Origin of the sequence: Paractinoplanes aksuensis, from assembly GCF_024137025.1 — a bacterium.
GTDB lineage: Bacteria > Actinomycetota > Actinomycetes > Mycobacteriales > Micromonosporaceae > Actinoplanes > Actinoplanes aksuensis.
Window position 1 is genome coordinate 17,160 of record NZ_JAMYJR010000004.1, and the last position, 18,448, is coordinate 35,607.

20 protein-coding genes and 1 pseudogene are annotated in these 18,448 nt (G+C 70.1%); 8 read left to right on the forward strand and 13 right to left on the reverse strand.

Going from position 1 to position 18,448, the window contains the following annotated elements; all coding sequences use genetic code 11:
* Positions 1-2: 2 nt before the first annotated feature.
* The 3 genes from M1L60_RS07245 to M1L60_RS07255 all read right to left on the reverse strand — a co-directional run bounded on the left by M1L60_RS07245 (position 3) and on the right by M1L60_RS07255 (position 2,943).
* Positions 3-1,022: a hypothetical protein gene (locus M1L60_RS07245; RefSeq protein WP_253236528.1), complete on the reverse strand. Its 1,020-nt coding sequence runs from the start codon at positions 1,020-1,022 to the stop codon at positions 3-5.
* Between the two features lie 90 nt (positions 1,023-1,112).
* Positions 1,113-1,802: a SprT-like domain-containing protein gene (locus M1L60_RS07250; RefSeq protein WP_253236529.1), complete on the reverse strand. Its 690-nt coding sequence runs from the start codon at positions 1,800-1,802 to the stop codon at positions 1,113-1,115.
* A gap of 211 nt (positions 1,803-2,013) precedes the next feature.
* Positions 2,014-2,943: a M56 family metallopeptidase gene (locus tag M1L60_RS07255; protein ID WP_253236530.1), complete on the reverse strand. Its 930-nt coding sequence runs from the start codon at positions 2,941-2,943 to the stop codon at positions 2,014-2,016.
* Positions 2,944-3,027: 84 nt separating this feature from the next.
* Between M1L60_RS07255 and M1L60_RS07260 the strand changes: the two genes are divergently transcribed.
* Entirely contained in the window at positions 3,028-4,413 is a 1,386-nt protein-coding gene (locus tag M1L60_RS07260; RefSeq protein ID WP_253236531.1) for an MFS transporter, read from the forward strand.
* Here M1L60_RS07260 and M1L60_RS07265 read toward each other — a convergent pair.
* Positions 4,374-5,006 (reverse strand): TetR/AcrR family transcriptional regulator, encoded by a 633-nt coding sequence (locus M1L60_RS07265; protein WP_253236532.1) that lies wholly within the window; start codon positions 5,004-5,006, stop codon positions 4,374-4,376. The two genes, M1L60_RS07260 and M1L60_RS07265, sit on opposite strands and share 40 nt — an antisense overlap.
* Positions 5,007-5,078: 72 nt before the next feature.
* Here M1L60_RS07265 and M1L60_RS07270 point away from each other — a divergent pair, with 72 nt between their 5' ends.
* Positions 5,079-5,807, forward strand: a complete 729-nt coding sequence (locus M1L60_RS07270) for an SDR family oxidoreductase (RefSeq protein WP_253236533.1) — start codon at positions 5,079-5,081, stop codon at positions 5,805-5,807.
* A gap of 130 nt (positions 5,808-5,937) precedes the next feature.
* Here M1L60_RS07270 and lgt read toward each other — a convergent pair.
* Both lgt and M1L60_RS07280 read right to left on the reverse strand, forming a co-directional pair.
* Positions 5,938-7,054: pseudogene (gene lgt, locus M1L60_RS07275) on the reverse strand (prolipoprotein diacylglyceryl transferase); the annotation flags it as partial.
* A gap of 57 nt (positions 7,055-7,111) precedes the next feature.
* Positions 7,112-8,368, reverse strand: coding sequence for an SGNH/GDSL hydrolase family protein (locus tag M1L60_RS07280; RefSeq protein ID WP_253236534.1), 1,257 nt, complete (start codon positions 8,366-8,368; stop codon positions 7,112-7,114).
* 116 nt (positions 8,369-8,484) lie between these two features.
* On the opposite strand from M1L60_RS07280, the gene M1L60_RS07285 reads away from it, so the two are divergent.
* Positions 8,485-9,186, forward strand: a complete 702-nt coding sequence (locus M1L60_RS07285; RefSeq protein ID WP_253236535.1) for an alpha/beta fold hydrolase — start codon at positions 8,485-8,487, stop codon at positions 9,184-9,186.
* Here M1L60_RS07285 and M1L60_RS07290 read toward each other — a convergent pair.
* Positions 9,170-10,192 (reverse strand): methyltransferase, encoded by a 1,023-nt coding sequence (locus tag M1L60_RS07290; RefSeq protein WP_308208432.1) that lies wholly within the window; start codon positions 10,190-10,192, stop codon positions 9,170-9,172. The genes M1L60_RS07285 and M1L60_RS07290 overlap by 17 nt on opposite strands.
* Positions 10,193-10,273: 81 nt before the next feature.
* On the opposite strand from M1L60_RS07290, the gene M1L60_RS07295 reads away from it, so the two are divergent.
* Positions 10,274-10,897, forward strand: coding sequence for a helix-turn-helix transcriptional regulator (locus M1L60_RS07295; protein WP_253236537.1), 624 nt, complete (start codon positions 10,274-10,276; stop codon positions 10,895-10,897).
* Here M1L60_RS07295 and M1L60_RS07300 read toward each other — a convergent pair.
* Entirely contained in the window at positions 10,894-11,316 is a 423-nt protein-coding gene (locus M1L60_RS07300; RefSeq protein WP_253236538.1) for a hypothetical protein, read from the reverse strand. The two genes, M1L60_RS07295 and M1L60_RS07300, sit on opposite strands and share 4 nt — an antisense overlap.
* 92 nt (positions 11,317-11,408) lie before the next feature.
* Between M1L60_RS07300 and M1L60_RS07305 the strand changes: the two genes are divergently transcribed.
* The 3 genes from M1L60_RS07305 (at position 11,409) to M1L60_RS07315 (ending at position 12,798) form a co-directional block, all read left to right on the forward strand.
* Complete coding sequence (locus tag M1L60_RS07305) at positions 11,409-11,741, forward strand: DUF2249 domain-containing protein (RefSeq protein ID WP_253236539.1); 333 nt, start codon at positions 11,409-11,411, stop codon at positions 11,739-11,741.
* A 223-nt stretch (positions 11,742-11,964) separates the two neighbouring features.
* Positions 11,965-12,150, forward strand: a complete 186-nt coding sequence (locus M1L60_RS07310) for a hypothetical protein (protein ID WP_253236540.1) — start codon at positions 11,965-11,967, stop codon at positions 12,148-12,150.
* A gap of 72 nt (positions 12,151-12,222) precedes the next feature.
* A complete protein-coding gene (locus M1L60_RS07315; RefSeq protein ID WP_253236541.1) occupies positions 12,223-12,798 on the forward strand; it encodes a GrpB family protein in 576 nt (191 codons plus the stop codon).
* 77 nt (positions 12,799-12,875) lie between these two features.
* Here the strand turns inward: M1L60_RS07315 and M1L60_RS07320 are convergent, their stop codons facing one another.
* The 5 genes from M1L60_RS07320 to M1L60_RS07340 form a co-directional block, all read right to left on the reverse strand.
* Entirely contained in the window at positions 12,876-13,613 is a 738-nt protein-coding gene (locus M1L60_RS07320) for a methyltransferase domain-containing protein (RefSeq protein WP_253236542.1), read from the reverse strand.
* A 195-nt stretch (positions 13,614-13,808) separates the two neighbouring features.
* A complete protein-coding gene (locus M1L60_RS07325; protein WP_253236543.1) occupies positions 13,809-14,864 on the reverse strand; it encodes an NAD(P)-dependent alcohol dehydrogenase in 1,056 nt (351 codons plus the stop codon).
* Positions 14,861-15,088 (reverse strand): helix-turn-helix transcriptional regulator, encoded by a 228-nt coding sequence (locus M1L60_RS07330; RefSeq protein ID WP_369077213.1) that lies wholly within the window; start codon positions 15,086-15,088, stop codon positions 14,861-14,863. Before M1L60_RS07330 ends, M1L60_RS07325 begins: the two co-directional genes overlap by 4 nt.
* Positions 15,082-15,471, reverse strand: coding sequence for a hypothetical protein (locus tag M1L60_RS07335; protein ID WP_253236544.1), 390 nt, complete (start codon positions 15,469-15,471; stop codon positions 15,082-15,084). Before M1L60_RS07335 ends, M1L60_RS07330 begins: the two co-directional genes overlap by 7 nt.
* A 382-nt stretch (positions 15,472-15,853) precedes the next feature.
* Positions 15,854-17,086, reverse strand: a complete 1,233-nt coding sequence (locus M1L60_RS07340; protein WP_253236545.1) for an endonuclease/exonuclease/phosphatase family protein — start codon at positions 17,084-17,086, stop codon at positions 15,854-15,856.
* Between the two features lie 182 nt (positions 17,087-17,268).
* Between M1L60_RS07340 and M1L60_RS07345 the strand changes: the two genes are divergently transcribed.
* A complete protein-coding gene (locus tag M1L60_RS07345; protein ID WP_253236546.1) occupies positions 17,269-18,378 on the forward strand; it encodes an erythromycin esterase family protein in 1,110 nt (369 codons plus the stop codon).
* The last annotated feature ends 70 nt before the right edge of the window (positions 18,379-18,448 follow it).

Genomic DNA, 18,448 nt, shown 5'->3' on the forward strand with positions numbered 1-18,448 from the left:
CGTCAGGCGCCGCGTCGCCAGGTGGTGGCTTTCCGGCTCGATGTGGAGCCGACCAGGGCAGCCAGGGTATCGCCGAGCTGGTCGGCCAGGTCCTTGATGCTTTTGTAGCGCAGGTGGCGGTGGCCCTGTACGTCGAACTTGACCTCGTGTGCGTCCCGGCACAGCAGCACGGTCGGGATCTCGCGGCCCCAGGCGTACCCGACCTCGAGGTAGACGTTCGGGTTGTTCCCGGTGAGCTCGGCCACGACCAGTCGCGAGGCGGCGATGCGGGCGGTCATCGCCGCGACCACATCGCCGACGAACTGCATCTGATCCATGCGCTCGCAGAGAAGTCCGGCTCGCCGGATCGGGTCGGCGATGCCGAAGTGGAAGACGTCTTCGAACTCATCGGCGAACGGCATGGCCACGAAGACGCGGTCCTTCTGCGGCGCGTCGTAGCCGACCGAGCGCAGGTGCCGGGAGATGCGGTCATCCATGCCCGGAGCGGAGAACGGTGAACGCGCGGGGACGCTGGATGTGCGGACGATGCGCCGCAGGGCGTCGCGGAGACGCCGCACCCGTCGTTCATCCTTCTCGACGAACACCACCGAGCGCAGGCGGCCGGGCATGCGGCCCGAGTCCATGGCGTCGAAGACCCCGGCCAGTTGGGAATCGAACGCCTCGATCTCGTCCAGACCGAAACCGGGGCCATGGATGGTCATGACGAGTTCTTGCGCATCCGGGCACTGCTCGGCGGCCCCGGCCAGCGCGCGTTCGCCGAAGGCACGGATTTCGCGGTAGCCGAAGTCGGCGATGGCCGGCACGCCCAGGAACAGCACCTGACCGGCGGCCAGAGGGTCCCGGCCCGGAACGGCGAGGTAGGCACCCACTGCGGGCATCCGTGTGGCGTCGGCCCTCAGCATCGAGGCCACCAAGCGGTCGACCCCGTGGAGTTGCTGGGCGTACTTCAGGACCAGAACATCGGCCGGCCGCTTGAGGACATCGGCGTGTTCGACGTCGATCGTTATGTCGTGCTTCTGCATCGTCGCGTCCAGCGGGTGAGGGGGGTGGACGTCTATGCGACTCCATAGATCGGCATCTTCGCAACCCCCTCGGCTGCCGGGTCGGCGGCCTCAGTCCGCGAGCAGCGGCTGGACGGCGTGGAACGGGGCGCTGAGCAGGCCCGCGGTGGTCTGGACCTGGTAGCGGGTGCGGCCACGCTTCAGCACCGTGCCGGTCAGGCCGTGGTATTTGCCGGGGCCGGTCAGGCGTACGCGTTCGCCGACCCGGACCGGTGTGGCGGTGACCGCCGCTTTCGGGGGCTGGGCGAGCAAACGGGCCAGTTCGCTCTCGTAGCGGGGGTGCATCGGGGCCGGGCGGCCGTCGCGGGTCCAGGTGTAGCGGGCCGACAGGTCGAAGCCCTTGGAACATGTCGGGCACGAACGGACGCGGATCGGGCGGCGGTGGGCCGTCACGCGGTGGCCGGCCGGGCAGCTGCCGACCCACGCGCCCTCTGCCCGGGGCGCGTCGGCCGGGATGCTGCGCGTCGGTGAGCAGCCGAGGCGCCGGGCGGTGGCCCGCCACGCGCGGTCGTGGCCGTGGCCGGGGCCGGTCAGGGCGTGGGCGATCTCGTGCAGGATCGTGTCGGTGACCTGCTCCTGGGAGTGCAGCGCGGTCAGCACCCGGGACAGGCCGATCTGGCGGCGGTCGAAGCGGCACACCCCGGCCCGCGTGCGCGCGTTGTCGAAGACCAGCCGCCAGCCGGTCAGCCCGTGCCTGGCCATCAGGTCGGTGGCGAGCTTCCTCGCGTCGGCCTCGTTCACGTTCCTGTCCCCGTTTCACACCTCGTTCCGGCGACCCAGATTACTCAGCCAGGCATCGCCCGCCACGGCCTGAGGACGCCGGTCGGAGGGTCGTAACGCAGGTCACGTCGACTCCGCGGCCCTGGCGGTGATAGTGCGTACCTCGAGGATCCGACAGCCGGTGTTGTCGTCACGCAGGTTGAGCACCGGTCCGGTGAGACGTGACGGCAGATCAGTGCAGCATGCCCGCGGCGTACAGCAGTTCGCCCAGGTCGGCCACGCACTCGCCGGTCCAGACGACCGAGCCCGCGGCCAGGGCGACCGGCACGGCGACCAGCATCAGTAGGCGGGCGGCGGATCGCGGGGCGAGCAGCGAGGCCACGCGCCGCGGGACCACGCCGGCCCCGCGCAGGTCACGGCGTCCGGGAGTCATCGACAGGCCGAGCCGGGCCTCCGACGCGCGCAGGGCGGCGGCGCCGATGGCCCGGGCTACCACGCGGCGGTCGCCGAGCTGTTCGGCCGCGCGCTCGTCGGCGGCCCGTTCGACCAGGTAGTCGATGCGGCGGGTCAGCCCCCAGAACACCGGGTGCACGGCGGCGGCCAGCCGGGCGTACAGAACCAGGGTGTGATGCCGGGAATCGAGGTGGGCCCGTTCGTGGGCGAGCAGCGCGCTGTACTGCTGGTCGTCGAGGACCGAGCGCATGCCGGTGGTGACCACGACCCGTCCCGGCGGGCCGGGCACGGCGAACGCCTCGACCCGGGCGTCGTCGATCATCGTGACCCGGTCGGCGTCGACCGGCAGCCCCCGGAACTCGCGGGCGACCGTCAGCTCGCGCCGGTGCAGCCGCCAGACCCGGAACATCCCGGCCACGGCGACCAGCAGCAGCGTGGCCGACAGGACGGACACCCACGGCTCCCGCTCGGTGTCGGCTCGCACGACCGCGTCCGAATAGCCCAGCCACACCCCGACCCGGTGCACCTCGGCCACGGCCTTGACGGCGAACGCGCCCAGACTGACCAGGCACGCGGCCGACACTGTGACCATCGAGAGGACGAGGACGGTGACCGCCGCCTCCGGGCGCAGCCGATCGGCCAGCCAGCGTACGGCCAGTGCCACCAGCACCGGACAAACCACAACGGAGACCACGAAGTGGTCGAACATGTCCCCTCCTTCCCGCGGAGCACCCCAGTCTCACACCACAATGCGGTGGACTTGAAGGGTGCTTCAGGTCATAGGGTCAGGGCCATGGGGGCTATCCAAGGTCACGTGCGCGTCTTCTATCAGCTGCTGGTCAACACGCTGCTCGTGTCCGTCACCAACTTCACGGTCTGGTTCGCGATCACCTTCTACACCTATCTGGAGACCCGCTCGGTCTTCGCCACCGGCGTCATCTCGGGCATCTTCCTGGTGTTCACGGCGTTGACCGGCATCTGGTTCGGCAGCCTGGTCGACCACCATCCCAAGAAGCTGATGATGCAGATCTCGGCCGGGGTGTCGCTCACCCTGTACGTGGTGGCGCTGGTCCTCTACCAGGTGACCCCGCGCGAGGAGTTCCGCGATCCGGCCAGCATCCCTTTGTGGATCCTCATCGTGCTGCTCATGATCGGGGTCATCGCCGGCAACATCCGGACGATCGCCCTGCCCACGATGGTGACCGCGCTCATCGAGGAGGGCACCCGCGACCGCGCGAACGGCCTCGTCGGCACCGCCAGCGGAGTGTCGTTCCTGGTCACGTCCGTGATCAGCGGCCTGCTGGTGGCCCTGGGCGGCATGTTCTGGGTGCTCGTGGTGGCCGTGGTCGTGCTCGCGTTGTCGATCGTGCATTTGTTTCTCGTACGGGTCCCCGACGGCCTGACCGAGGCGGCCGCAGCCCCCGCCCAGCCGGCCGGGGTGGTCGCGGCCACGGGAGATCCCGCTCCCGCCACCAGCAAGATCGACCTGCGCGGCACCATGCGGGTGATCGGGCAGGTCCCGGGCCTGACCGCCCTGATCATCTTCTCGGCGTTCAACAACCTGCTCGGCGGCATCTTCATGGCCCTGCTCGACGCGTACGGCCTCTCGATGATGTCGGTCCAGGGCTGGGGCCTGCTGTGGGGCGTGCTGAGCACCGGCTTCATCGTCGGCGGCCTGCTCATCTCGAGGACCGGCCTGGGGAAGAACCCGGTCCGCCTGCTGCTGCTGGTCAACATCGTCTGCTGGACGGTGACCCTGCTCTTCCCCCTGCGCGACTCGGTGATCTGGCTGGCCGTCGGCCTGTACGCGTACATGCTGGTCGTCCCGTACGCCGAGGCGGCCGAACAGACGATCCTGCAGAAGGTCGTCCCCTACGAGCGTCAGGGCCGCGTCTTCGGCTTCGCCCAGAGCGTCGAACAGGCCGCCTCCCCACTGACCGCCTTCCTGATCGCCCCCATCGCCCAGTTCGTCTTCATCCCGTACATGACCGACGGCGCCGGCGCCCGCCTGATCGGCTCCTGGTTCGGCACCGGTTCGGCCCGCGGCCTGGCCCTGGTCTTCGTCCTGACCGGCATCGCCGGCCTGATCGCCACCACGATCGCCCTGCGCAGCCGCCCCTACCGCCGCCTGAGCAGCCGCTACACCGAGGCCCCGGAGGTAGTGCCGGCCACGGGTTGAGCGATGCCGCGCAGCAGGTTGCGCAGCAGGGCGTCGACGAACTCGAGGGTGAGAGGCTCGGCCGGCATCAGCAGGCGGTGGTAGCAGGCGCCCCACAGTTGGTCGACCACCACCTGGGGGTCGACGTCGGGGGCGATCTGGCCCGCTTCCTGGGCGCGGCGCAGGCGGTCGACGGCCAGGGTGCGGCGGGGGATCGTGTACTGCTCGGCCAGCACGGCGGCCAGGTCGGGGTCGTGCTGGGCGGCGCCGACCAGGGCTGCGATCACCGGCCCGCCGCGTTCGGCGGTCAGCAGGCGTACGAAGGAACGCAGTTGACTGCGCAGGTCGTGCGCGATGTCGCCGGTGTCGTCGAAGGCCAGGCGGGGCTCGACGGCCGTGAAGTAGGCCTCGAAGGCGAGGGCGCCGGGGGAGGGCCACCACTTGTACAGGGTCATCTTGCTGACGCCGGCCCGTTGGGCGATCTTGTCGAAGGTCAGGCCGGGCAGGCCGGTCTCGAACAGCATCTCGCCGGCGGCGGTCAGCGCGGCGGCTCGCACCGCCTCGGCCGGTCGGCGGCCGCGACCACGCCGGAGCCCGTTCTGTGGATCACTCACGCTTGCAGTATATGGACAGGCCGTCTACTTTTAAATGGACAGCTTGTCTACAAGACGTGAGGGATGATCACCATGAGCAGGGTTGCGATCGTCACCGGCGGGTCGGGCGGCATCGGCCGGGCGGTGGCCGAGCGGCTGTCCGCCGACGGGCTGGCCGTGGTCGTGCACTACGCGGGCAACCAGGCCGCGGCCGAAGATGTCGTCGCCAAGATCACGGCGGACGGCGGGCAGGCCTTCGCGTACGGCGGTGACGTGGCCGACGAGCAGGCCATGACCGCGATGTTCGACGCCGCCGAGGAGCGCTTCGGCGGGGTCGACGTGGTGGTCAACCCGGCCGGCATCATGCTGCTGGCGCCCGTCGTCGACATGAAGCTCGACGACTTCGACCGGATGATGCGCACGAACGTCCGCGGCGCCTTCGTCGTGTCGCAGCTGGCCGCGCGTCGCCTGCGCCGCGGGGGTGCGCTGATCAACGTCTCGACCTCGGTGGTGCGGCTGCAGCAGCCGACCTACGCGGCGTACGCGGCGGGCAAGGGCGCCGTCGAGGCGATGACCCTGATCCTGGCCCGCGAGCTGCGCGGCCGCGACGTCACGGTCAACACCGTGGCCCCCGGCCCGACCGACACGCCGCTGTTCACCGACGGCAAGCCGCAGGAGCTGATCGACCGGATCGCCGCGACCAACCCGTTCGAGCGCCTCGGCACCCCGGACGACATCGCCCGCAGCGTCTCGTTCCTGGCCGGCCCCGACGGCCGCTGGATCAACGGCCAGACCCTGTACGCCAACGGCGGCGCTGCCTAGAGCGCGCCCGGACCTCGCGACGGCTCAGGCCGCTCTCTCTTCGCGCCGGGGCCGCGAGACCGCCCCGGCGCTTTCCCTTCGCGGCAGGCCCGCGCGACCGCCCAGGGGCGGTCTTCCTTCGGGAAAACACGCTCGACCGTTTGCGCTCTCCCTCCGCCGGAGGCGCGCGGGGTCGATCGGCCGGGCCGCCTTTCCCTGCTGCAGGCCCGCGACCGCCCGGGGCGATTTTCTTCGTGGCAGGCCCTCGCCACCGTTTTGGGGCGCTCTCCCGCCGCCGCGGGTCCGCGGTCGCTCGGTTGGCCGCGCCCGCGGACGACGCGTTCACCGGCGAAGGGCGCGGCTTAAGTCCGGGACCGTTCGAAATCCTCTGCTGTGACCACTTCGTACCTCTGCGGCTCTGCAGACTTTCGCGGCTCTGCGGACTTCGGCGGCTCTGCGGAGCCGAGGGCGAGCAGGTATTCGCGCGGGCCGCGGACGGTCATGAAGTAGAGCAGGGCGGCCAGGAACACGAGGGCGGCGGTGAACACGTTGACGCGCAGGCCGAGGAACGTGTTCGCCTCGTCGATGCGCAGCATCTCGATCCACAGGCGTCCGGCGGTGTAGCCCATCACGTAGAGCGCGAACACCCGTCCCCGTCCCAGCCCGAAGCGCCGATCCGCCCACCGGACCAGCGCGGCCACACCGAGGCACCACAACGCCTCGTACGCGAAGGTCGGGTGGTAAAGATCGGGCCGGAGCTGCCCGGTGTCCATGTCGTGGATCTCCAGGCCCCACGGCAGCGTGGTGACCTGGCCGTAGACCTCGTTGTTGAACCAGTTGCCGAGCCGCCCGACGGCCTGTCCCACCGCCAGCCCCGGAGCCAGCGCGTCGGCCACGATGCTCAACGGCATCCCGATCTTGCGGGCCGCGATCCACGCCCCGACGGCACCGCCGGCGACCGCGCCCCAGACGCTCAGCCCGCCCTGCCAGATGTACAGCGCGCTGACCGGGTCGCCGTCCGCCCCGAAGTAGGCCTGCGGCGAGCTGATCACGTGATACACCCGGGCCCCGAGAATGCCGAACGGCACTGCCCAGGTCGCGATGTCGAGCGCCGTCCCGGGCGCGGCGCCCCGCGCCCGCAGCCGCCTCTCCATGATCCAACCGGCGGCCACCATGCCCGCGACGAGGCACAGCGCGTACGCCCGCACGGGGAACGGCCCCAGCTCCCACACCGCGGTGGACGGGCTGGGAATGCTCGCGAGATCCATGGCCGCCGACCCTAGTCGCTGTCGGCTGTCACCGGGCTGAGAAAACGAACCGGCCGCTCAGCTGAAGAGCTTGAGGTCGACCGCGGCCGCCAGCGCCTCCATCCCGGCGTCGTTCGGGTGCAGGTGGTCGCCCGTGTCGAACCGGCTGTTGTAGCTGGTCGGGTCGGCCGGGTTGTGGGTGGCCGCGTCGAAGTCGATCACCGCGTCGCAGCCGCTGCCGTCGGCCTTGATGAAGTCGTTCAGGGCGTCCCGGCCCGCCTCGCCGTTGTCGCTCCAGTAGCCCGCGCCCTTGTACGGCGTGAGCGTCGCGCAGAAGATCTTGATGCCCGCGTCGTGGCTGCGCTGGATCAGCTGCTGCATTCCGGCGATCAGGTCTTCGCCGCTCGGGTTCTCGCCACCGAGGTCGTTGATCGCCAGGTCGGAGACGACGACCCATTTGACGCCGGTCTGACCGAGAACATCGCGGTCGAACCGGTTGATAGCGCTCTGCCCGGATCCGTCGGACAGCAGCATGTTGCCGCTGATCCCGGCGTTGAGCACGCCGACCGGCTGACCGGCCGTGACCAGGCGCCGGGCCAGCTGGTCGGGCCACCGCCGGTTCTCGTTGAACGTCGAGTCGAAGCCGTCGGTGATCGAGGCGCCCAGCGTGACGACCGCCCCCGCGGCGTCGGCGTTCTGCACGTCGATGCCGGCCAGGAACGCGTACGTGTCGAAGGTCTGCACGCCCGACAGCGAGCCCTTGGTGCTCTGGTTGCCCGCCGCGACGTAGTTGTTGCGGTTGGCGAACGCGTGCTGGGTCACCGAGCCGATGCGCTCCGGGACGTACGCGCTGACCGCGACGTCGCCCCCGGCGGGCAGGGTGAACGCGACCGGGTCGCTGACCCTGGTCTGGCCGGCCTCGATGGTCACCGAGTCGTTGCCGTCGAAGGTGACGTGCGCGTTGGTGTTCGGGTCGACCCGGCTGGTCTGCAGGTGGCCGGCGAGGTAGACGGCGCTGACGGTCAGCGGGTCACTGCCGAATTCGTTCGAGAGCTTGATGCGTACGGTGTCACCGCCGACGCTCGTGCGCATGACCTGCCGTACGGTCTGCCGCTCGAAACCGCGGCCGCCGTTCTGCACGGCCACCGCCCAGGTGCCCGTCCAAGGCGTCTCGGCCGGGGTCGCCGAGGTGGTGGGCTGGGTGCTCGAGCCGGTGGTGGGGGTGGCGCCGGCGGTCTCGCGCGAGGAGTCGCGCCGCACGAACACGACCGCTGCCACCACGAGGACCACGAGGGCTGCCGAAATCGCGAGCGTCGTCTTCCTGGTCCATTTCACCCGGCCACGGTACTGGGTGCGATCACCCCTTCTTGTTATGCGTGAGCTGGGAGGTTCCTGACAGTCAGGCGCACGCGTGACGGGGATCTCAGGCACGGGTGGGGCATGCTGTCCGGGTGACCGATCTGCGTGTGCTCAGTGGCGGCGAGTCGCCGCCCACCTATCTGTTGCTGCACGGTCTCGGAGCCACCGCCGACGTCTGGTCCGGCCTGGCCGCGGTGCTCGGGGACGCGTCCTGGGTGGCGCCCGACCTGCCCGGCCACGGGGGATCGCCGCCGCTCCCGTCGTACTCGTTCGCCGAAGTCGCTGCAGCTGTGGCCGGCCTGGTCGACCCGCGGGGCACGGTGATCGTCGGCCACTCGTTCGGCGGGGTCGTCGGGCTGCACCTGGCTACCTGCCCGGGCGTACTGGCAGTGGTCGGGCTGGGTGTCAAAACGGCCTGGACCGACGAGGAACTGGCCCGGGCGGCGGCGCTGGCCGAGCGTCCGGCCCCGCTCTACGCGACCCGGGGCGAGGCCGCGCAACGGCATCTGCGGGTGGCCGGGGTGGAGGGGCTGATGTTCGAGGCGCCCGAGGCCGCGGTCGTCGAGACCGACGCGGGCTGGCGGCCCGCCTTCGATCAGCGGGCCTTCGGGGTGGGGGAGCCCGGGGTGGCGGCGCTGGTGGCCGCGTCGCCGGTGCCGGTCGTGCTCGCGCGGGGCGAGCACGACCGGATGGTGCCGGCCTCGAGCGGAGTCAGGGCGCTGCCCGGGCTGGGTCACAACGCGCACGTCGAGGACCCGGCCTCGTTGCTGAACCTGATCAAGCCGCCTTTTTGACGCCGATCACCGCACCGTTGGCGCCGGGCGCGTCGAAACGGACGGTGTGGATACCGGTGAAGCCGGCCGCGGCCAGCCAGGCGGTGTATTCGGCGTCGGAGTAGTTGCGGCCGCCCTCGGTCTCGATCAGCATGTTCATGCCCATCAGCGCGGCCGGCGCGGGGCCGGTGCGGTCGGCGTCGAGCAGCAGCTCCGAGATCACGACCCGGCCGCCGGGCAGCAGGGCCTCGTACGCCTGATTCAAGAGCTTTTGATTGGTCGGCTGATCCCAGTCGTGCAGGATCATGCTGAACAGCACCACGTCGTACCCACCGGGCAGGCTGTCGCCGGTGAGGAAGTCGCCGGCCGTGGTGGTGATGCGGTCGCTCAGACCCGCCTCGGCCACGTTGCCGGCGGCGATCTCACAGACGTGGGGCAGGTCGAACACGGTGGCCTGGAAGCCCGGCCGAGCACGGCACAATTCGATGGCGTACGCCCCGGAGCCACCGCCGACGTCGAGCATCCGCTTGCTGCCGCCGAGGTCGACGTGCTCGGCCAGGGACTTGGCGGTGAAGATCGACGTCGAGTACATCGCGCCCCAGAAGCTCTCCAGCATCTGCGGGTCGGCCGTGTCGAACATGGACTCCTGCGTAGCCGGATCCCAGGTGAGCGGGCGGTCCGAGCGCAGCGCCTCGCCGACCCGGTGCCAGGGCAGATAGGTGCGCTGGTCGCAGTACGTGACCTGGCCCCCGAAGTAGTACGGCTTGCCCTTGACCAGGAACTCCTCGGCCAGGTCGGTGTTGCGGTAGCCGTCGCCGTGCCGCTCCAGCAGACCGAGCGACGCGCACGCGGTGAGCAGCAGATCGGCCGGACGGTCCGGCAGTCCCAGCTCGTGCTCGGCCGCGGCGACCGTGATCGTGCGCCCGCCGGCCAGCTTGGTGAAGAGCTCCAGCTCCACCGCCGCGGCGAACGTCTTGAAACTCCAGAACCCGGTGACCAGCCCCATCAGAGGCGTCGGTGTAGGCATGCCCATGGATCGATGATCTTAGCGGTATTTTATACAAGTACTTCCGAGGTAAACTGGTCCGATGCGCGTACGGGGTGTGTCGTGAGCGGGCGTCGGCTCGACGTCCTGCGGACGCTGCAGGAATCCGGTGGGCCGCTCAGCATCGGCGAGATCGCCCGCCGGTTGGGCGTGCACGTCAACACGGCCCGGTTCCATCTCGATGCCCTGACCGCGACCGGCCAGGTCGAACTGGTCGAGAGCGAGCCGAGCGGGCCGGGTCGGCCGCCGTTGATGTACCGGGCGCATCGCGGCATGGATCCGGCCGGCCCCCGCAACTACCGCTTCCTGGCCGACATCCTGACGGCCGAGCTGGCCGAGGCGCCCGATCCGGCGGCGGCCGCGGCCGCCATCGGGCGGCGCTGGGGCGTACGGTCCACGGTGCCGCCGCCACGGTCGATGACCACCGCCCAGAGCGTGGCCTGGCTGGTGCGGATGCTGGGTGAGCTGGGCTTCGAGCCCGAGGCCGGGCGGGGCGAGATCTCGTTGCGCAACTGCCCGTTCCTCGACGTGGTCGAGCCGCACAACCGGGTCACCTGCGCGCTGCATCTGGGCTTCATGCAGGGGGCGGCCGAGCAGGCCGGGGCCGCGCTCGAGGTCACCGACCTGATCCCGTTCGTCTCGCCCTACCGCTGCCAGGTCAACTACCGGCCGTCCAGCTCTTCCTAGGCGGAGGCCACCATCAGCAGCGCGCCCGCGGTGATCAGGGCGGCTACCTTGGCCGTCTCGACAATTACGTACGCGATGTGGGCGTGAGACCGGGGGCCTTGCTCGCCGCCGAGCACGCGCGCCGTCCGGCGGCTGAGCCGGGGGCGTACGACCAGAAGCTGGACAAGCAGCAGGGCCGGCGCGACGCCGGCCGCGATGGTGGCGGCGGCGCCGGGCTGTCCGGCCGCGACGAACACGCCGAGCCCGACGGCCAGCACGATCTCGGCGCCGTTGAGGGCGCGGAACACCAGGCGGCCGATGCCCAGGCCGATGGGCAGGGTGACGCCCGGGGCCCGGAACTTCAGGGGAGCTTCCAGGAACGAGATGGCGAGGATCATGCCGAGCCAGACGAAGGTCAGGGCGGCTGCGGTGCCGTTCATGATCCGATTTTATACATGTACGGGCCGTGTAAAAGTCACCGTGCTCCGGGTCACCCTGTGTTTATACTAATCATGCTTGTATAAACGTAGCCATGAGTGAAACCCAGGTCGACGTCCGCCCGGTCCCCAAGCCGCAGAAGCACCCGATGATCTTCGAAGCGTTCGACGCGCTGGCCGTGGGCGAGTCGTTCGTCCTGGTCAACAATCACGACCCGCGCCACCTGCGGGACGAGTTCGAGCGCGACTGGGCCGGCGGTTACGGCTGGGAGTACGTGGAGCGCGGCCCGGTCTGGCAGATTCGCATCACTCGGCTGTCGGCCGAACCACCGGCCCGGATCCTGGGCGAGGTCACGGTCGAGGCCGCCCCCGACGCCGCCGGCGCCGTCTGGAAGCTGCAGATGGGCCGGCGCGATCCCAGGGTCTGATTCGCGGCGGGGGCGGGGCTGCGGCGAGGCCCAGATCCCGCCTGGCGGCGTCCCGTGGAAGCCCGGTTCCAACACCGGGAGCCGAGCTTCCACGGGCCACCACCAGACGAAATCTGGACCACGCCTCGCTCCCACCCCCGCCGCGAATCAGACCCTGGACGCCAACATCGTCCAGCTGCCGGCCGGCGACAGCATCGCCGAGCACGCCGGGGGCGAGGTCGACGTGCTGCTGCTGGTGGTCGACGGGTCGGGCACGATGGTCACCGAGGCCGGCGAGGTCGCCTTGAACGCCGGCCAGATCGCCTGGCTGCCCAAGGGGTCACGCCGCGGCTTCCTGGCCGGGGCGGCCGGTCTGCGCTACATGACCGTCCACCAGCGACGGCAGGCGCTGACCCTGACCGCGCGGTAGGCGGTTATTCGCTACCGCGGGCTCGCGGGCCGTGGATAGTCTGGCCGACTTCCCAAATCCCGGAGGTGCGCCATGCCCGACTACCCGCCCGAGATCAAGAACCGGATCGCCGGCGACAGCAAACCCGGCCTGGTGGCCGCGACACCCCGGCGCTGGCTGTCACCGGTGGTGATCGAGGACTACGACCCGGCCTGGGCCGACCGGTACGCCGAGATCCGGGCCGGGATCGTGGCCGCGCTGGGCGACCACGCCCGGTCGGTCGAGCACGTCGGCTCGACCTCGGTGCCCGGCCTGCCGGCCAAGCCGATCATCGACGTCGACGTGGTGGTGCACGACTCGGCGCAGGAGGCGTTGTATGTCCCGCCGCTCGAACCGCTCGGCTACCACCTGCTGCTGCGTGAACCGTGGTGGCACGGCCACCGCATGCTGATCGGCGGCGACGAGGACATCCACGTCCACGTGTGGCCGCACGACGCGGCCGAGGCGGTGCGCCACCGCCTCTTCCGCGACTGGCTGCGCACCCACCCGGCCGATCGCGACCTCTACGCGGCCACCAAACGCCGCCTGGCCGCCGAACAAAACCCCGACTACACCATGGCCAAGAGCGACGTCATCGACGACATCTTCACCCGCATCTTCGCCGACTGACCTCCGTCAGCCGATCGGCAGCTTCGACCACGTCCAGGCGTTGAGGCGGGGTGTTCGGCGTTGGTTGCTGCCGAGTGTCAGGCCTCGGCTACCACTAAGTAGAACGTGAAGCCGGCGATGAGCGGGTTCGCTTCGAGGCGGTTCAGCCAAGTCTGCGCGGCGGCGGGGGCGAGGTCGCCGTTCTCCACGGCGCGGGCCGAGTTGCGGCTCAGGCCGAGAATGCGGTCGGCGGTGGGGAAGTCGCGGAAGAGGATGGAGACCGGTTCGACCGAACGGATGTGGAAGCCGGTGGTGGTGCACAAGCGCACAAGTTCGCGCCCGATGGTGGAGTTGCGCACCTGACGGCCGTTGAACCGAGCGAAGGCACGGCTGGTCTCCACATCCTGGTCGGCGACGGCCAGTGTGTCCCAGTCGGGCTCGGCCATCGCGAACCGGCCGCCCGGCCGCAGCGCCCGCCGGGCCTCAGCCATCGCAGCCTGCGGATCGTCGACGTGTTGCAACACCCGGTCCACCTTGATGGCGTCGACACTGCTGTCGGCCAGCGGTAGCTCGTGCAGATCCCCGCGCCGCACGTCGGCCCCGGGATGGCGGCGCTGCGCCTCGCCCACCATCCCAGGATCCCGGTCGACCCCGATGACGCGGCCGTCGGCGCCCACCGCTTCCAGCAACGCCCCGAGGTCGGTGCCCGGCCCGCACCCGATATCCACAGCCGTCTGCCCGGAAGTTATCCCCAGCAACTCGAGTAGCCGCCGCTTGTACGACATCCCGGCAGTAGTGGCCGCAGCGACATCCATGTACGCGATCTGGTCGGTCATCCACAAACCCCACCAGCTTTCCGGCGCCGTGTGGTGTGGATCCTGTGGAGGATTCGCGAAACTTCCCCCCGCCCCGCCTCCCGCGCGTTCAGATGCGGCCGCGCATCGCTGCTGGCAGCCCACTGCCGGGTCCGTTTCGGAACTGGGCCGTGCGTCGCCCCCCACACAGTTGTGAAACGGACCCTGGGGGGTGCGCTAGATCGTCAAGGCGATCTTTCCGGTGACTTGCGAGGTCGCCAGGCTGTGCATGGCGATGCTCGCTTCCTCCAGCGGATAGGTGCGTTGCAGCGGTGACCGGATCGACGTCAGGGCGGCCAGGTCGTCCCGCTTGGCGATGACGATGGGGGCGCGCAGTGTCTGCTTGATGAACGGTGACAACGACAGCGCCTTCAGGTTGCGTTCCAGACCGCCGAGGAACTGGCCGCCCTGCTCCCCTCCGGCGATCGACAGGGTGCCCCGCGGCTTGAGCAGGGCCCGTAGCTGGGACAGGGAGCGGTTTCCGGCGATGTCCACGATGAGGTCGTACGAGCCGGTGAGCTGTTCCCGCTCGTAGTCGATGACCCGGTCCGCTCCGAAGCCCCGGACGGCTTCGACTTTCGTAGTGCTACACACCGCGGTCACGGTGTCGCCGTTCGCCTTGGCCAGCAACACCGCGAACGACCCGACCCCGCCGCCGGCGCCGATGACCAGGACTTCCCGCCCGGGGCCCGGGTTTGAAGCCCTCCCGATGCCGGCCCGACCCGCGGCCCGACCCGCGGCCCGACCCGCGGCCCGGCGCGCGGCAGGGTCGGCGCCTTCTCGGCCGGCGCCTTCTCGGCCGGGGGTGGCGCGGGGGAGGAGAAGCATGTGCAGGGCGGTCGCGCCTGACGTGGGGATGACCGCGGCCTGGGGGTGAGTCAAGTGGGGTGGCTTGTGCAGGAGGCGGTGGGGCTTGACCCTGGCGTACTCGGCCCAGCTGCTCGGCCCCTCGCCGAAGACCTCGTCGCCCGGCTGGAAGTCGGTCACCTCGGCGCCTACGGCTTCCACCGTGCCGGACAGGTCGAGCCCGGGGGTGCGGTTGCGCGGCCGGCGCAGGCCGAAACCGAGGCGGGCGATGTGCGGCAGGCCGGTCATCGCGTGCCAGGCGCCGCGGTCGACGCCGGCGGCGTGGACCCGTACGAGAACTTCTTCGGGTTTGATCGTGGGTTTGGGCACTTCGGCCAGGTGCAGGACGTCGGCACTGCCGTAGGTGTCGTGGACGATGGCTTTCACGAGGGCTCCTCCGCCGGGTATTGGAAGACGTCGTCGAGGCCGACCCCGAAGACCCGCGCGATGCGGAACGCCATCTCGAGTGACGGCGAGTATCGGCCCTGTTCGATGGCGATCACGGTCTGGCGGGTGACCCCGATGCGCCGGGCCAGGTCGGCCTGCGTCATCTCGCCCGCCGCGAACCGCAGCGCCCGGATCTCGTTGGTGATGCTGGTCGGCTTCACCACGGGTGGAAGCCCCGCCGGTAGGCGGCGACCTTGGCCGCCGACCCGAGCACCGCGGACAGCACGAACGCCAGATAGATGACGTTGGCGATCCAGAAATACCGCGCCTCGACCAGCGCCAGCACCAGCGCCGCCAGGGCCCCGATGGCGATCATCGACTGGCCGATGTGGTCACCGAACCGGCCGATCTCGCGGTCGCGCTGGTCGGCCTCGTGCTCGCGCCCGAAGAAGATGTCGACGGCGATGTTCACGACGATCGCCCCGCCGATCGTCCACAGCAGGGCCGGAACGTAGGCCGCCCCGCTCAACAGCACCAGCAGATAGACCGCATAGGCGATCAGGCTGGTCACGGCCAGGCTCCAGGCCCGCCGCTCCTCACGTGTCATGCCACTCAAGGTAAAGAAACACCGACACGAGGTCAAAGTTTCTTTACATGATCCTCAGCCTGCCCTCAGCTTCGTGAGCCCCACGTAGGCCTGGCGGGTCAGAAGCCGGTCAGCACTGTTTCGGCGTTGACGCGGCCTGACTCGCGGCGGCGGCCGTGTCCGTGGCGGACGGGACCGAGGCGCCGGTGCGGGACATCGCGGCGAAGGTCGGGGTCGGCCCCGGGCGTCATGTGCACGCTTCATGTTGACTGCATTGATTCCGTCAATATGTACAGTCAATGTTGATTGGCCGCCGACCGTGGGCCGCCGACCGTGGGCCGCCGACCCGTGGGCCGCGACCCGTGGGCTGCCGGCCCGTGGGCCGGCGGCCGGAGCGGGTGGGTCAGCGCTTGAGGTCGAGCCAGACCAGGCGGTGGTCCGAGGTCGGGAAGCCGTTGACCGGGGACCAGACCGGGTCGAAGACGCCGCTGAGGCGGGAGAGCGGGTCCGCCCGCACCGGCCAGAACACGCCCGAACCGGTCACCTTCAAACCCTTGCGGGGCAGTACGTAGTCGGCCCGCAGATTGCCGGGGGCGGTGTCGGCGAAGTCGGCCGTGTCGTAGCGCGGGTCGCCCACGTGCGTGCTGTTCGCGCCGCCCTGCAGGACGGCCGCCTCGGCCGCGCCCGCGCTCGACGGCGTGGTGCGCGTGTTGATCAGCGGGTGGCCCAGCAGTTGGTTGATCGCGTCGTCGTAGGAGTCGCCGTCGTTCGGGTCGGCGTTCTGGTCGCCGGCGATCACGAACTGCTGACCGGGACGCAGACCACCGCGGCGGCCCTTGTCGTCGTAGATGTAGGCCGCACGCTTGCCGGGCGTCACGTAGTCGGCCCAGAAGCGGATCTCGTCGTGGTTGCGGCGGCCGTTGCGGTCCTCGGGGCCGTCGAACGTCGGGGGAGTGGGGTGCGACACCAGGAAGTGCAGCGTGCGGTGGCCGACCCGGATCGGGACGTCCCAGTGGCTCTTCGACGACAGGCGCAGCACGGCCTGCGCGGCCGGTGAGTAGAAGTCGGTGGGCAGCAGGTTGCCCGGCATGTCCTTCCACTTGAACCGCTGGAACGTTCGGACAGCCTGGCTGTCGATCGGATACTTCGAGTACACGACCATGCCGTACTGGCCGGGGAAGAGACCGAAGCCGTATGAGTCGTCGCCGTACGCCTGGTCGCCCGGCGTGGTGTCGGCGACGCCGTTGTTGTTCAGGTCGAGCCCGGTCGAGACACCCGTGTTCGAGGGAGCCACGAAGCGGTACGGGTAGCGCTGGGCCGGCGCCCCGTTCTGCGACACGGCCAGGAAGTTGCGCTCGAACAACCGCGCCGCCTCGGGGTCGTAGTCGAATTCGTTGAGCAGCACCACGTCGGGGTGCGCGCGCTGGATCACTTCGGCGACGTTGCGGGCCTGCCGCCGGTACACGTCATCCACCGCCGGGTTGGCCAGATGCTCACGCAGCAGCCCCTCGGACGACCGGTTGAGCGAAAGGTTGTACGTCGCGACCCGTAACGAGCGCTCATGGGCGGAAACCGGAGCGGCGTAGCTCAGCACCAGGACCGAGGCCAGCGCCGCCCCAAGAAGAAGTCTTCTCATGTCCCTTGTGTCTACCGGACGACCCGTGGACATGCCATGAAGCGATGCTCTCCGATGCGGATAGTTCATCCTGTGGACAACCACGGGAACCATCACGTTGCCGAGACGCCGCGAGGGCCTGGCTGGGCCCACAGAACCGTCGCGTCCGGGCCGGGTTGTGGATACCGCTAGGGTCGGGCCCCATGCGGATCGACTTGGGGCCTCTGGTTGAGCGAATCGGCGACGCGCGCGTGGTCGCGATCGGCGAGTCCGCTCACTTCGTGCGCGAATACCACTCACTTCGACAAGAGCTGATCGGTTTTCTGCACGAGCGTGCAGGTTTCACGACCGTCGCGTTCGAATCCGGGTTCAGCGAGGGCCTGTCCGTGCGCGAGTGGATGCGGGGCGGCGCCGGCGATCCGCCCGCGGACGGCATGACGTACCGGTTCGCGCAATGCTCGGAGATGCGCGAGCTGCTGCATCTGATGAAGGAACGCTCAATCGACTACTGGGGACTCGACCTGCCGGGCGATCTGGGGTCGTTCGGTCCGGCGCTCGACCACCTCGACCGGCTGCCCGGCGCGCCTCGCTCCACCCTCTCCGCGGTACGGCGTCTCGTGTCGAAGTTCGCGTCGGCCTATACGATTCCCGCCTTCTCGGCGTACCGGGAAATGGCGCTGATCGATCGGGACGCGCTGACGTTGGCCCTGGCCGAGCTGAGCGCTCGTCTCGACGCGCTGCCCGACCGGCCCGACGCGGTTGCCCGCCACGAGGTGCGCCTGCTCGTTCTGCTCGATCAGATGTTGCGCGCTCAAGCCGCCGCCGTCGAAGGCGCGCCGGAATATGCACGTTTGAACGTTCGCGACGCGGCGATGGCCCGCACCGCCGAGTGGATCCTCGACCGTACGCCCGGCCGCGTGATCATCGCCGCCGCCAACTCGCACATCCAGCGCCGGCACCCGATGTTCGACGTGCTCGGCACCCACCTGTCGGCGATGCTCGGCGACGACTACGTGGCGGTCGGCGTGACCTGCGAGGGCGGCCGGGTGGCGACCCGGCGGCTCGCGCCCGACGCCCCCGCGATGGCGGAGACGGTGGAGGTCGGGCTGGAGCCGCCGGTCGCGGGGAGCATCGAGGCGGCGATGGCGAGTGGACGGGTCACCATCGCCGACCCGAGCCGGTTCGGCGCCGACAAGATCAGACTGCTGGACCTGTGGGCCGAGCAGCCGGTGGCCGAGGCCTTCGACCTGGTCGCCTGCGTCCCGGTCAGCACCCCGACCGAGCAGGCCATCTGGTCCGGCGGCCGCCCCTGAAGTCGAACCCCGCCGGTCAGGTGAGGCGGCGGGGCCGAGCGCCTGGAACCGGGTGCTGCCGATCAGGTGA